A 13,284-nucleotide genomic window follows, 5' to 3' on the forward strand; every position below is an offset into this window, starting at 1 on the left:
CTCTCCAATAAAGTTTGTTACTGGTTCAAAGCTGGCAAATCATTTAATGATAGACTCATTAACGCTTTCGCTGTTCAGTTTTCAAAGAGCATTTTCACTAGCACTTCAAAAGTGCCGGACTCACAATATACCATGTATGATTGTTTTGAGTCAAGTAGTAATAATTGGATTGCATCATAAGTTCCAATTTTGTTTCGCCCTTTTTCAAAGGCGGATCACCAATATAACACGAGCTGTTCACCTAATCAAATGAAATAATTGGAAATAACGTTCCGATCGTCATCTCCCTCGAACGCTAATCGCTGAAAACGACGAAAAACGCCCGAATTTGGACATTCTAGCTCAAATTCATTAGTGTCGAATATTTCTTCAAGAGATTTCTCATTAATCTTGTCTTGTTCCAAGAGCTCGATTGAGTTTATAAAGCACATACCGTCCTCATTCGTATTTATCACAGTCTTTAACTAATTTTTCTTCAGAGTACCAATTCGCTTGTCATCTTCCAACGATGGCCACGTGGAACGGATTTACAAAAGTGATAGTTGACACCCACTGACTACAAGTGTAATCTTTAAAACAGAATCAACGACTACAAATGTAGTCAAAGGAGGTGTCTTACTTGGACGAACAACCGCGAATCTCGGATGCCGAGTGGGAGATTATGAAGGTCATCTGGGCAAAGTCACCCGCAACAGCAGCCGATGTCATCCACGCCCTACGACACAACAAGACGTGGAAAGACAACACAATCAAAACCTTGCTAAGCCGCCTCTTGCAAAAGGGCATTCTCACCTATGAGCAGGTCAATCGAGTCTACTATTACTCTCCTGTGCTCACTGAGGAAGAATGCAAGCGCCAAGAGCGCCAATCCTTTTTGCAGCGCGTGTACGGTGGGGCCTTAAAGCCCATGCTGGTTCACTTTTTAAAAGAGGAAAAGCTCTCCTCTCAAGAGATTGACGAGCTGAAAAAAATCCTTTCCGAAAAGGAGAAATAAGCTGGTGGATTGGCAATGGCTCACACTCACCCTCAATCAAGCATTTACTTGGACACTGTATAACTCCATCGAGGCCAGTCTTCTAGTGATCCTGATCTTGCTCTGCCAGCAGCTCGGCAAAAAGCTTTTCCCCATCCGCTGGCACCACGCTGTATGGTTCCTGCTTCTCTGGAAGCTCGCGGTTCCTTGGTCGATAGACAGCACGATCAGTTTGTATAACTGGCTGCCTACTTCGTCCTGGACATCCATGCAGGAAGCGCACCCGCCTACAGAACCGATTGTTCTCGCTACTGAGGTTTTGCATCCGCATGAATTTGCCCTCCAACCAGATGCCTCTCTAACAAACGAAGCGAGCTTTTCCTGGATCAGCCTGCTTTCCCTCATCTGGATCAGCGGTGTCGCCATTTTCGCTATCACCATGACTCTCAGTACATACCGATTGCTCTCTCAGCTAAAAAACGATGAGTTCGTACAGGATGAAGCCATTTTGCGCATCTTTTCCCAATGCCAAAAACAGATGGGTATCACCAAATCCATTCCCCTGCGCATGAGTCATCAGATGACAAGCCCTGCCTTGATGGGAATCTGGCAACCGCAAATCTGGCTGCCGGAAAATCTTTTGGACAAGCTCAACGAGCATGAGCTGCGCCACATCTTTTTGCATGAGCTGGCGCATTGGAAAAGACGAGATATTCCTGTGAACAGTATCATGAGCGTGCTTCTGATCCTCAACTGGTTCAACCCGCTGTTATGGTACGCTGCTTCCCGTATGCGTCAGGATCAGGAAATGGCTTGTGATGCTTTGGCTTTGACTTATTTGCAGGAGACAGAGGTACCTCGCTACGGATACACCATGATTAAAATGCTCGAGCTGTATGCCTGTCCCAAACAGATTCGCTTCACAGCCGGGTTCTCCAGCTCCAAAAAACAGGTGAAAAGGAGAATAGAGATGATTCGTCACTTTCAAAAACGGGCTTATACGTGGACCCTATCTGGTATCGTGGTCGTCTTGGCTTTAGGCGTCTTTACTTTGACCGATGCAAAAAAAGTGCTGGGGAACGAGCAGAGCTTCGTCATCCCCGCAGAAGGAACAATCAAAAGCCCTATAGATCAAACAATAGGCTTGAGAATCTTAAACGACTTGAATACGCCAGTTCATGCAGCCGCGGCCGGTAAGGTACTCAAGGCTGAGTACGATGCAAAAACAGGGAAAGGCAATCAGGTCATTCTGGAGCATGAAGACGGGTATCAAACCGTTTACTCTCATTTAGAAAAGCTAGAAGTCACCGCTGGCACTACTGTGACCCAAGGCCAGCTCATTGGTCTGTTGGGAAGTACGGGACGCAGCACGGGACCGCAGCTTGCTTTCCAGGTTCTCGAAAATGGTATACCCGTTGATCCGATGAAGCTGTTGGTAGAGATAGAAGCTAAAGAATAAAGACGAAAGGCCACAGAAAAAATATCTGTGGCCTAACTTGTTACGCTTATTGATTCGTAGACAAATCTTGTTTGTTACCTGAAAGCACCTTGTACAGGATAAGTGCAGTCACCAAGGCAATACAACCGTTCAAATAAAAAGAGGTCGCCGCACCAAACTCTTGCCATATCCAACCGGTAAGAAGGGATGCGGGCAACAAACCAATTCCTGTAACCATCGAGTACATGCCCAGTGATGTTGCTTTCAAATCTTTCGGTGCGGAGGACGCAACCAATGACTTTTCTATTCCCTTCGTCAACGCGATATAAAAACCATACAGAATGAATAGCAACCATAAGCCTGTTATCGAACTCACCATTCCGAATCCAATATATACGAATCCATATAAGATATAGCCCACGGTTAGAATGACTTTGTGTCCGAATCGATCGGAAATGGCACCTGATGTGTATGAAAACATCGAAGCAACCAAATGAAGGACTAAATACAGCAACAATACACTCGTAGCAGAAATCCCGAGATCAGTTGCTCGCAGCAATAAAAATGAATTGGACGAATTGGCAACAGTAAACAGCATAATGATCAGAAGCAATTGCTTGGTGTCACGATTTAACTTCTTCCAGCTCGGTTTTGCTTTCGGTTCACGCGAAATCACCTTCGTATTTTCCCGCTTCTCCTTGACGGCAAAGAGCAGGCAGAAGCCAATGCCGACCGGAATCATTGAATACAAGAAAACACTCTGGAAATCTTTATTTCCATCCATCGTTAATAGGAGATATGCGATGCCGATTCCAATCGCCGCCCCGAGCATATCCATCATTTGATGCAAGCCAAATGAGCGTCCTTGCTTTCGTTTTCCTCCTGCTTCCGATATGATCGCATCGCGCGGAGCCGTTCGTATTCCCTTACCAGTACGATCGATCAGCTTCCAGACAAAAACACCTACCCACGAACTGGCTATTACGAGGAATATCCTGCCGATCCCGGATAGTCCATATCCCAGTATGGCTAACGATTTTCTTTTCTTGGAACGATCGGAAACATAACCTGAAACGAACTTGAGCAAGCTGGTCAGAGCCTCGGAAACCCCATCGATGATGCCAATAATCATAGGACCCGAGGAGGCAAGAAAGATCGGAATTAACGGGGTAACCATGTATGTACCCATGTCTGTGAAAAAACTGACAAAGCTAAGCAGCCATACGTTATTCATGCTTTGTTACAACCCAAAGTGCTGTTTCGCCAGCTCTTTGAATCTCGCTTTGTCGATTTCCTCTTTGGTAACAATTCCATCCACCCATTGCGTAAAGGACGAATTCGTCAACGTAACATTGCCTCTCTCTGTAAGCTGCGTAAGCAAAGGGCTTTTGTTGAAGGGTGACTGTTCATGGTCAGCGATAATCGTCTGAATCTCGTTTAATTCCGTTTCATCCGTCACCAGCTTCTGCGAATCAAACGTATAACCGATCCGCCAGTCCGTATCCTTGTGCCGCAGCTTCATTTCGAGTACATAATCGCCATACTCCGTCTGCTCTTTCTTGATCCGAAACTCACCATTACGTGAAGAGACGGTCTCTCCGGTTAACGGAACAGGCTTCAACGGCAGATTCGAACCAAACCCCGTATCGAGCAAATACGTTTGTCCCTCATGTGTAAGTAAAATCGTGGCATGTGTTCGACCAATCGTGTAATACTCGCCAACGTCATGCCTGTAAACAACTCCGCGAATCAGATGGGCATCAAAGCCATTTTCTAGCAAGAAGAAATACAGCATCAGATTGAGCTCGTAACAAAGACCGCCTTCGTTTCTGAGCAGTATCTTCTCCATAACGGACTGTCTGGAGATTACGCTCGTTCGCTCTTCCACAATGCACAGGTTTTCAAAAGGAATCGCCAATGCTGTCAGATCAAGGAGGCGATCCAATGTATCGAACGTAATCGTTTCATTTTCTGGCATGCCGATTCTTTTCCGAAATAAGGCATTCAGTTCACTCATGCTTCTTCCCCCCACATCGTTTCTCCCACAAGTTTACACCAAGCTCCTGCCTGAATTCCTTAAATACCGAGCAGCTTTAGCTTCCGATACAAGGTGCGTAGCCCAATCCCGAGTTCTTCTGCTACCCGCTGCTTTCCTTTCAAATCACTACCGTGCTTTTGCAGCGAAGCGCGAATGGCGTCTGCTTGTGCATCGGCGACCCTCGCTTTGATAGCTGGACCTGAATGTAATAGAGCCACTGGAGGACGAGCGCGAAGGCGCGGAGGCAAGCTGTCCGCAGTCAGAACCGTGTCTTGCTCCATGTTCATGGCGTACTCGATGGCGTTTTCCAGCTCCCGCACATTGCCCGGCCAGTGATAGTGCGTGAGCAGGTTGATCGCCTCTCGTGCTATTCCGAAGAAGGTGCGTCCTGCTTGCTCTCCGTACTTCTCCATAAATGAAACAGCCAAGAGCTCAATGTCTTCCTTGCGCTCTGCGAGAGACGGGACGTGCATTGGAATGACGTTCAACCGATAGTACAAGTCGGCACGAAACGCTTTTTTCTCCACGAGCTCCTCCAGATTCTGGTTCGTCGCCGCGATGATTCGTACATTGATGGGAAACGACCGTGTGCCGCCGATGCGTTCCACGACCTTTTCCTGCAAGACGCGCAGCAGCTTTACTTGCAACGAGAGCGGCATATCGCCGATTTCATCCAGAAAAAGCGTACCTCCCTCTGCCATTTCGAACCGTCCTGGCTTTCCTCCCTTTTTGGCTCCAGTAAACGCACCGTCCTCGTAACCGAACAATTCGCTTTCGAACAAATTTTCCGGAATGCTGGCACAATTGATGGCGACAAACGGGTAGTAAGCGCGCGTGCTTGCCTCGTGAATCGCTTTTGCCAGATGTCCTTTGCCTGTTCCTGTTTCGCCAGTAATCAGTACCGTGGAGCTGCTGTTACCGATTTTCATCGCCATTTCTTTGACCTGCTTGATGGCTGAGCTGTTTCCTACGATTTGAGCAAGGCTATCCGCTTTGCCAGACGACCGGCTCCCTTGATGATCCATCAAACGCGGAACGGATAGCGATCCCCTCTGCACGCGAAGCACGCCGCCAATGAGCTGATTGTTGACGATGATCGGCGTGGCCTCGGTCGGAGCATCCAGCTTGTCAACGAGACAATTGGCGATCGGCAAAGAATGTGCGGCCATCCCGGATAATGACGGCAGCAGCATCCGTGAAACCTCCGCTGGCAGCAGCTCATGCTGGGACAGCAGTCTACGTGCACTGGCGTTCGTGTGAATGACATTGCCACTTCGGTCAAATGTGAAATACGCATCGGCAACGGTATCGAGCGCTCCCTCCAACAGCCGCATAGAGTCATCAGACGATTCGATCTGTCTCGTCGCATGGGACTGTACAATCGCCGTAATCATCTCGCTGACTTCTGTCAGGATTTGCTGGTATCTCTCTGTATGCTTGGATAGGCGATTTTGACCTTCCTTCGTAAAGGATGTGAGGGAAACGACCCCGATTGCATGATTGGCTACTTTAATAGAAGAGAGCAGCTCGACTTTGGCGGGGCAGCTGTCGAGAAAACGGCATCCTTTGCACATTTCCATGGAGCCAGGTTTGTCTACCACATACTGCCCTTTTGCCAGCACGAATTCAATCGAGGGCACATGCACATTTTCGCCTTTTTGTTTCAAGTAGCGCTCCGTACTCACGACCAAGAGGCCGCGCTCGTTAATCACCGCAGCATCCACGTTCAATATATCTGAAATACTTGTAATGACCTTTTCGATGGCTGGTTTGCACAGATCCAACGAAACCATGGATATCCTCCCTGCTCATTGTCCTTGCTCTCTATTTTATGAAATATTTAGATAGTTCACAAACATTTTACCACTGATGTTTGCCAATAATGACAACTCATTGCCACTTTTGTCACCGCCATGACGGTACGAGACACAGTCGGAACCTCGTAAAATCAACTTTTTTTTGCGATCCAGCAAGGAACATGTTACCCGGCGGGATTCACTCCGCACTTGGCACAGTGATTGCAATATAAACTTTTCAACTAGGGGGAGTGATCAACCATGGTAAACACGAACGAGGTATTCAATTTGCAAGGAAAGGTAGCCTTGGTGACAGGTGCTGCTTCCGGTATCGGACTTGCAACAGCGAAACGACTGGCCCAATTCGGAGTAAACGTCATGCTGCTTGATATCAACGAGGAGCTCGGGGAAAAGGCGGCACAAGAAATCGTAGCCGAGGGCGGGTCAGCCCGTTATTTTACATGCAATGTAGTTTCCCAACAGGATTGTCGTGAGGTAACGCAAGCGATCGAGGAAGCGTACGGTCGCATCGATATTTTATTCAACAATGCAGGCGTGATCAGAAGAAAGACGGTCGTCGAGCTGGAAGAGGACGATTGGGATCTGGTCGTCGACGTCTCCTTGAAGGGTGCTTACAACCTCTCCAAGTTCGTCATTCCTGTCATGGCGAAAACAGGCGGAGGCAGCATTATTAACACAGGCTCTGGCTGGGGCCTCAAGGGCGGTGACAAGGCGGCGGCCTACTGCGCGGCAAAAGCAGGCGTCGTCAACCTGACGCGGGCAATGGCGATTGACCACGGTCCAGAAAACATCCGTGTAAATTGCGTGTCACCCGGCGATACCGACACACCTCTGTTGCGTGAAGAAGCGCGCCAGCTGGAAAAGGAAGAAGGAGCATTCCTCGTCTCCTCCGCCCAAGGACGCCCGCTGGAGCGTCTCGGTTCTCCGCAAGATATTGCCAATGCTGTCCTGTTCTTTGCCAGCGATCTGTCATCCTGGGTGACGGGTTCCGTACTGGTCGTCGACGGCGGCGGTTTGGCTTAATTGATCGTTACCCCGACTGAATATTCCAACGAAGAGATGGAGGAACCATGAGATGAGCGTACAGCGTTATGCCCACCCGTATATTCCGAATTCTGCACCTGAAGTCAAAGAGAAAATGCTTACCGAAATCGGCTTTTCCAGCATCGAGGATATCTATGCCGACATTCCCGGGGAGCTGCGCCTAAAAGAAAAAATGAACATCCCGAAAGCTTTGACTGAATACGAGCTGGAGCGCCACGTCAACCAGCTGATGAACAAAAACAAAACGACGAAAGAAAATATCAGCTTCCTCGGCGCAGGCTGCTGGCCCCATTTTGTTCCGGCTGTCTGTGATGAAATCAACTCCCGCGCGGAGTTTTTGACGGCGTATGCTGGTGAGCCTTACGAAGACAAGGGGCGCTTTCAGGCGTTGTTCGAGTACCAAAGCCTCGTAGCTGAGCTGGTCGATATGGATGTCGTGAACGTTCCGACCTTTGACTGGGCACAGGCTGCTTCTACTGCTCTGCGCATGGCAGCACGTATCACCAAACGCACAGAGCTCCTGATCTCGAAAAATATCCATCCCGACAAGCTCTTGATCATCAAAAACTATACGTCTCCTGATCTTACTGTCACCTTGATCGATTTTGAGAACGAAACAGGCAGACTTGACCTGCATGATCTAAAAGCAAAGCTCAGTGTAGATATAGCAGCGGTTTACTTCGAAAACCCGACCTTCCTCGGCTCCGTGGAAGTAAACGGACAGATGATTGCGGACTTGGCTCATGCAGCCGGTGCCATTTGCGTAGTCGGCATCGATCCCATCTCTCTCGGCGTGATGGAAGCTCCGGCGAATTACGGCGCGGACATCGTGTGCGGAGATTTGCAGCCGCTTGGCGTACACATGCATTACGGCGGCGGGCAATCCGGCTTTATCGCGACGCATGACGATCCGACCTTCGTCATGGAATATCCGTCCCGCTTGTTCGGAATCGCACCGACAGAGGTCGAAGGCGAATACGGCTTCGGAGACGTCGCGTACGACCGCACCTCTTTTGCCAAACGTGAAAAAGGCAAGGAGTCCGTCGGAACACAAACCGCGCTATGGGGCATTACCGCAGGCGTGTACTTGGCGACAATGGGTCCTGTGGGCATGGAAGAAGTCGGGCAAGGCATCATGCAGCGCTCCCAATACGCAGCCAAGCAGCTCTCGTCCATTCCCGGCGTCGAGGCCAAATTCGCCGCTCCTTTCTTCAAGGAGTTCGTGATCGACTTCTCGCAAACAGGCAAAACGGTCAAAGACATCAACGCTGCACTTCTCGCCAAAGGAATTTTCGGCGGAGTTGATTTGACCGAACACTACCCCGAGTTGGGTCAATGTGCACTCTACTGCGTCACGGAGGTTCATACCCAGGAGGATATTGATACACTCGTTGCCGCTATGAAAAGCATTTTGTAGTCAAGGAAGTTCAAAAAGAACACGTATTAAAAAAGGAGGAAACCGCCCATGAAAACATCCGAAGGAACAATCGACAAAATGAAACGGATTCCGAGAGACCATAAGGTACGCCGCTTCCACCAAGCAAAGTGGGATGAGCCTGTCATTTTCGAGCTGAGCCAGCCCGGTGAGCGTGGCGTCGAGGTACCACCCGTCGAGCCACAAATCGTGGAGACCGTTGGCGATGGCATCTCTTCGCTGCCAGACAGCCTGCGCCGGAAAAAACGGCCGAATCTTCCCGAGATCAGTCAGTACCGCGTGATCCGTCATTACTCCCGCATTTCGCAGGAGGTTCTGGGGTCCGATTTCAACGTAGAGATCGGGCAAGGCACCTGCACGATGAAATACTCCCCGAAAATCAATGAACGCTTCGTGCGCTCACCGAAAATGGCGGAGCTGCATCCGCTGCAAGACGAGTCCACTGTCCAAGGGATGCTGGAGATGACGTATCAGCTCGATCTGTACCTGCGCGAGATTTCGGGAATGGACAAATTCTCGTTCCAACCGGGCAGCGGCACACAGGCGTTGTTTACCCAAGCCTCTATCGTGCGCAAATATCACGAATCTCGCGGCGAAGGGGAGCAGCGCAACGAGTTTATTACCACCCATTTTTCCCACCCGTCCCAAGCCGCAACGGCAGCAGTCAAAGGCTTCAAAATCATTTATGTACCTGCCGACGAAAACGGCTACCCTGATCTAGAAGCGCTAAAGGGCCTCGTCTCAGAGCGAACCGCTGCCTTTGCTGTAGCGAATCCAGAGGATACAGGCATTTACAACTCCCGTATCAAGGAGTTCACAGACGTCGTCCACGCCGCAGGGGGGCTGTGCTGCTATGACCAAGCAAACGCCAACGGCTTGCTCGGCATTACCCGCGCGCTGGAAGCAGGCTTTGACATGTGCTTCTTCAACCTGCACAAAACCTTCTCCGTCCCACACGCTTGCGGTGGACCTGCAACAGGTGCCATCGGTGTCACTGCCGAGCTGGAGCAATTCCTGCCAGGACCGATCGTAGATTTCGACGGAGAGCGTTACTTCTATAAGCGTGATTTGAAAAATAGCATCGGGAAAGTCCGCAGCTTTTACGGCGTACCCCCTGCTGTCCTGCGCTCCTACGCTTGGGTCCGCGCACTTGGTGCTGACGGCTTGAGGGAAGTTGCCGAAATCGCTTGCCTCAACAACAACTATCTCTATCACAAAATCCTGCAAATCCGCGGTGCGAGCGCGCCCTATATACAAGGCCGCCGCCTGGAACAGGTTCGCTATAGCTGGCAGCAGCTAAAAGAAGACACGGGCGTCACGACATACGATGTTCAGCGCCGCATGGTCGACTTTGCCCACCATTACTGGACCAGTCACCACCCGTACGTTGTGCCGGAGCCGTTTACGCTGGAACCGACGGAGTCCTATTCCATGGCAGAGCTCGACGAATACGTCGCGGCACTGGCCCATATCTCACAGGAAGCTTATGAGAATCCGGAGATCGTCAAAACAGCGCCGCACAATAGTACAGGTCACCGTGTCCTAGAGTCCGTGCTCGATGATCCTGATCAATGGTGCATCACATGGAGAGCTTATTTGAAAAAGACGGCACAAGGTTAAAAAGAAAGAAACGCCAGCACGGAATACGACAAGTGCTGGCGTTCTTTTCGTTGGGGGAGTTTATTTTAGAACCGGTTCGGGAACTGCTTGATGATTCCCGCCGTCAGCACATCCGCCATTGCGATAATGTGCTCCTCGCCTTTATCAAACGCAGCAATGTCTGCATCCCAGTCCTTTTTCAACCTCGCCTGAAGATTATCGGAGAGCAGCTTCAAATGCGTATACATCATCTCTTTTACATCTTTTTCGGGCCAATTAGGGTTCGCACTGCTTAAAAACTTGGCGATATCATCTGCATTCCGAAACCACTCCTTGTTGAGCTTTTCAACTGTTGCCTGATCGCCCTTCTTAGCTGCGTCGATGATTTTGCCAGCGATCACAATATGCTCGGTTAACAGCTCAGCCAGCTTTTTGCCTGCTTCCTCCCCATAATATGGTTTGATTGCATTTCCGATTTCCACCTGGTTTTTCAAAAGCCGTGCCAATACCTTTTCTTGATCTTCCAGCCCTGCTAATGCACTGATCAGATAGCCTCTTGTCCATATCATATGGTCGACCCAGAGCTTCCTCATATCCCCCTGCAACTTAACTTCTTTCGGCTTTATGCATTCCTGTTGCTGGCCGTTTCTTTGTGCTTCCTTGGCTACAGCCATCACCGGTACACCAAACAAAGCTAGGCAAATCATCAACAGTGTTGCTTTCCTGAGTATTGGAGTCATTTATTCCTTCTCCTTTTCTGGTATGTAATGAATCCCGCTGTTATTTTGAGCAAATTTGGCTTTTTCATGCGTTCAACACATCATCCCTGCAAATTGACACCTGCCAATAGCATCCTTATAGTTGTCTTATCAACAGTTGACTTGACTGCCTAACCTAGGAGGTTTCGCAATGAAATTAGATGAGTATATCGGCGTCATCGTGAAACGAACGGATTTAAAACTGAACAACTATTATCAAAAAGTATGCAATCCGTACAACATCACCATCGATCAGTGGATGATTTTTGTCGTGTTATGGGAAGAAGAAGGTTTGACCCAGAACGAGTTGGCAGAACGCACCTACAAGGATAAAACGAATATCGCGCGGATGCTCTTTCTCATGGAAGAGCGAGGATTCATTCATCGCGTGACGGATAAAAAGGATCGGCGTTCGCTTCATGTCTATCTGACTGAAAAAGGGCGACTTTTAAAAGACGAGGTCCTTCCCCCCTCCATTGAAGCGTACGAAAAAACCATTGCAGGATTGACCGAAGAAGAAGTGAACCAATTTCGAAGAACACTCAATATCATTTATGAGAACGTGAAAAACTTGTAAAAACAAAACATATTGCAGGATGTCATTTTTTGTATATAATTAGTTGTTGTAGCAACAGTTTTTATAACAACTTCCAAGGCGGAATATATACAAAAAAGGAGTGAACATGATGAGCACAGAAGGGATTTGGAGCACGCATTACCGAGCGTTGACGATTGGTATTATTCTTGTGGTGACTGCTACAGCATTTGAAGGCTTGGCTGTCACGACAATCGCCCCCGGTCTTTCCCGAGAGCTACAGGGTGAGGATCTTTATGGGTGGGTATTCAGTGCTTATTTGTTGGCTCAGTTGATTGGAACCGTGGTCACAGGTCAATTTGTCGACAGGAAAGGGCCTGCCCAGCCTTTCATTGTCACTATCGTGCTCTTTGCTGTTGGCATTGTAGTTGCTGCAATCGCGCCAGATATGCTTACTTTACTGCTTGGGCGAGTCATGCAAGGATTCGGAGCTGGTGCCTTGGTCAATTGCGTGTATACCATGATTACTTTGCGTTACCCCGATTCCCTTCGCCCTCAGATTCTTGCTGTCTTCTCTAGCGCTTATATTCTTCCTGGCCTGTTCGGACCGTATATCGCCGGGATTATTTCTGAACAGATGTCGTGGAGATATGTCTTCTGGTTGATCCTTCCCTTTATCTTTCTGTCTGCACTCTTAACCACCCCCTCTTTCCGAGGCTTACAGCCGCCAAAAGCAAGCACGGCAAACAATCGTAGTCTTCTTCTGCCTTTTTTCTTGGCCCTAGGGACTGGTGCCTTACTTTTTGGTATGGGCAAAATTCCCTCCATTTACGGTTTCCTGCTATCCGTCGCGGGTTTGCTCACCCTCAGTGTCCCATTATATAAGCTGATGCCTAAAGGCACGCTCGTCGCACGCTCAGGCTTACCTGCTGTCATCGCGTCTCGGGGTCTTTTTGTCGCTGCCTATTACGGCACACAAACGTATCTCGTCCTTGGACTCACTTCGATTTTAGGATTAACCGCCGACAAAGCTGGTTTAGCTGTTGCCTCCGCAGCAATCAGTTGGTCGCTGGCAGCCAATGTACAAGCAAAGCTGGACAAAAGAGACCAAGGAGCCGGTCGAAAAAAACGAATTATCACAGGCCTCGTTATTATGCTCATCGGAGTCGCTGGCACAGTACCCCTGACATTGATTCAACAAGACCTTTTCGGTATCGTGGTCGCGATTTTTAGCCAGATCATTATGGGCTTCGGAATCGGTTTGGCTCACCCGACAAGTGGCGCTATGGCGTTTTCTCTTGCAAAACCTGGTGAAGAAGGAAAAGTATCTGCTGAAATATCTATCGCCGATACGTTCACACCAGCGATTGTCATTGGGGTAGGAGGAGCCATCGTGTCTGTGATGACTGCCTTTGAGTTTTCACTTTCTGTTGGTATTACCGTTTCCCTCCTCCTTCAGACGTTCATCGTCATACTGGGGCTGGCATCTGCTGCCCGACTGACAACACGTTCGGTACCTATTCAAGAAAAAAGGACACCTTAAAAAGGTGTCCTCAGGTTGTAGATAAACACTACTTTTTGTTTCAAGACAAAATTAGACTTGTGTGGAGTTAGGTCCGAAGGACAAAAATAAGATAGCGTTTCCGG

12 protein-coding genes are annotated in these 13,284 nt (G+C 49.0%); 8 read left to right on the top strand and 4 right to left on the bottom strand.

The annotated features are described in order from the left end of the window. From ACFVS2_RS34335 to ACFVS2_RS34345, 3 genes are all read left to right on the top strand, one after another. Positions 1 to 180 (top strand): hypothetical protein (locus ACFVS2_RS34335; RefSeq protein ID WP_390241120.1); only part of this gene is annotated, 180 nt, incomplete at its 5' end. Between the two features lie 439 nt (positions 181 to 619). Beyond that, on the top strand, positions 620 to 994 hold the full coding sequence (locus tag ACFVS2_RS34340) for a BlaI/MecI/CopY family transcriptional regulator (RefSeq protein WP_173620474.1): 375 nt from the start codon (positions 620 to 622) through the stop codon (positions 992 to 994). A 4-nt stretch (positions 995 to 998) separates the two neighbouring features. Next, on the top strand, positions 999 to 2,432 hold the full coding sequence (locus tag ACFVS2_RS34345) for a M56 family metallopeptidase (RefSeq protein ID WP_390241124.1): 1,434 nt from the start codon (positions 999 to 1,001) through the stop codon (positions 2,430 to 2,432). Between the two features lie 46 nt (positions 2,433 to 2,478). Here the strand turns inward: ACFVS2_RS34345 and ACFVS2_RS34350 are convergent, their stop codons facing one another. From ACFVS2_RS34350 to ACFVS2_RS34360, 3 genes are read right to left on the bottom strand one after another with little or no spacing between them, the layout of a single operon-like run. Beyond that, a complete protein-coding gene (locus ACFVS2_RS34350) occupies positions 2,479 to 3,645 on the bottom strand; it encodes an MFS transporter (RefSeq protein WP_390241127.1) in 1,167 nt (388 codons plus the stop codon). Between the two features lie 6 nt (positions 3,646 to 3,651). Beyond that, positions 3,652 to 4,428 (bottom strand): arylamine N-acetyltransferase family protein, encoded by a 777-nt coding sequence (locus ACFVS2_RS34355; protein WP_390241130.1) that lies wholly within the window; start codon positions 4,426 to 4,428, stop codon positions 3,652 to 3,654. 59 nt (positions 4,429 to 4,487) lie between these two features. Further along, positions 4,488 to 6,242: a sigma-54 interaction domain-containing protein gene (locus ACFVS2_RS34360; RefSeq protein WP_390241133.1), complete on the bottom strand. Its 1,755-nt coding sequence runs from the start codon at positions 6,240 to 6,242 to the stop codon at positions 4,488 to 4,490. A 264-nt stretch (positions 6,243 to 6,506) separates the two neighbouring features. Between ACFVS2_RS34360 and ACFVS2_RS34365 the strand changes: the two genes are divergently transcribed. Genes ACFVS2_RS34365 through gcvPB form a run of 3 tightly spaced genes read left to right on the top strand, consistent with a single transcriptional unit; the run spans position 6,507 to position 10,365 of the window. Continuing rightward, a complete protein-coding gene (locus ACFVS2_RS34365) occupies positions 6,507 to 7,289 on the top strand; it encodes an SDR family NAD(P)-dependent oxidoreductase (protein ID WP_390241136.1) in 783 nt (260 codons plus the stop codon). 52 nt (positions 7,290 to 7,341) lie between these two features. Next, entirely contained in the window at positions 7,342 to 8,727 is a 1,386-nt protein-coding gene (gcvPA, locus tag ACFVS2_RS34370) for an aminomethyl-transferring glycine dehydrogenase subunit GcvPA (protein WP_390241139.1), read from the top strand. 48 nt (positions 8,728 to 8,775) lie between these two features. After that, on the top strand, positions 8,776 to 10,365 hold the full coding sequence (gcvPB, locus tag ACFVS2_RS34375; protein WP_390241142.1) for an aminomethyl-transferring glycine dehydrogenase subunit GcvPB: 1,590 nt from the start codon (positions 8,776 to 8,778) through the stop codon (positions 10,363 to 10,365). Positions 10,366 to 10,430: 65 nt separating this feature from the next. On the opposite strand, the gene ACFVS2_RS34380 is transcribed toward gcvPB, so the two are convergent. Then, complete coding sequence (locus tag ACFVS2_RS34380) at positions 10,431 to 11,084, bottom strand: glycosyltransferase (RefSeq protein WP_390241145.1); 654 nt, start codon at positions 11,082 to 11,084, stop codon at positions 10,431 to 10,433. 169 nt (positions 11,085 to 11,253) lie between these two features. Between ACFVS2_RS34380 and ACFVS2_RS34385 the strand changes: the two genes are divergently transcribed. Together ACFVS2_RS34385 and ACFVS2_RS34390 are read left to right on the top strand one after the other, a co-directional pair. Next, positions 11,254 to 11,679 (top strand): MarR family winged helix-turn-helix transcriptional regulator, encoded by a 426-nt coding sequence (locus tag ACFVS2_RS34385; RefSeq protein WP_173620465.1) that lies wholly within the window; start codon positions 11,254 to 11,256, stop codon positions 11,677 to 11,679. Positions 11,680 to 11,788: 109 nt separating this feature from the next. Continuing rightward, positions 11,789 to 13,180, top strand: coding sequence for an MFS transporter (locus ACFVS2_RS34390; protein WP_390241150.1), 1,392 nt, complete (start codon positions 11,789 to 11,791; stop codon positions 13,178 to 13,180). The last annotated feature ends 104 nt before the right edge of the window (positions 13,181 to 13,284 follow it).

The organism is Brevibacillus sp. NPDC058079 (genome assembly GCF_042885155.1).
Classification (GTDB): Bacteria; Bacillota; Bacilli; order Brevibacillales; family Brevibacillaceae; genus Brevibacillus.

Coding starts and splice junctions, on each gene's coding strand:
- ACFVS2_RS34350 (WP_390241127.1), bottom strand. CDS start 3,645: ATGAATAACGTATGGCTGCTTAGCTTTGTCAGTTTTTTCACAGACATG.
- ACFVS2_RS34355 (WP_390241130.1), bottom strand. CDS start 4,428: ATGAGTGAACTGAATGCCTTATTTCGGAAAAGAATCGGCATGCCAGAA.
- ACFVS2_RS34360 (WP_390241133.1), bottom strand. CDS start 6,242: ATGGTTTCGTTGGATCTGTGCAAACCAGCCATCGAAAAGGTCATTACA.
- ACFVS2_RS34365 (WP_390241136.1), top strand. CDS start 6,507: ATGGTAAACACGAACGAGGTATTCAATTTGCAAGGAAAGGTAGCCTTG.
- gcvPA (WP_390241139.1), top strand. CDS start 7,342: ATGAGCGTACAGCGTTATGCCCACCCGTATATTCCGAATTCTGCACCT.
- gcvPB (WP_390241142.1), top strand. CDS start 8,776: ATGAAAACATCCGAAGGAACAATCGACAAAATGAAACGGATTCCGAGA.
- ACFVS2_RS34380 (WP_390241145.1), bottom strand. CDS start 11,084: ATGACTCCAATACTCAGGAAAGCAACACTGTTGATGATTTGCCTAGCT.
- ACFVS2_RS34385 (WP_173620465.1), top strand. CDS start 11,254: ATGAAATTAGATGAGTATATCGGCGTCATCGTGAAACGAACGGATTTA.
- ACFVS2_RS34390 (WP_390241150.1), top strand. CDS start 11,789: ATGAGCACAGAAGGGATTTGGAGCACGCATTACCGAGCGTTGACGATT.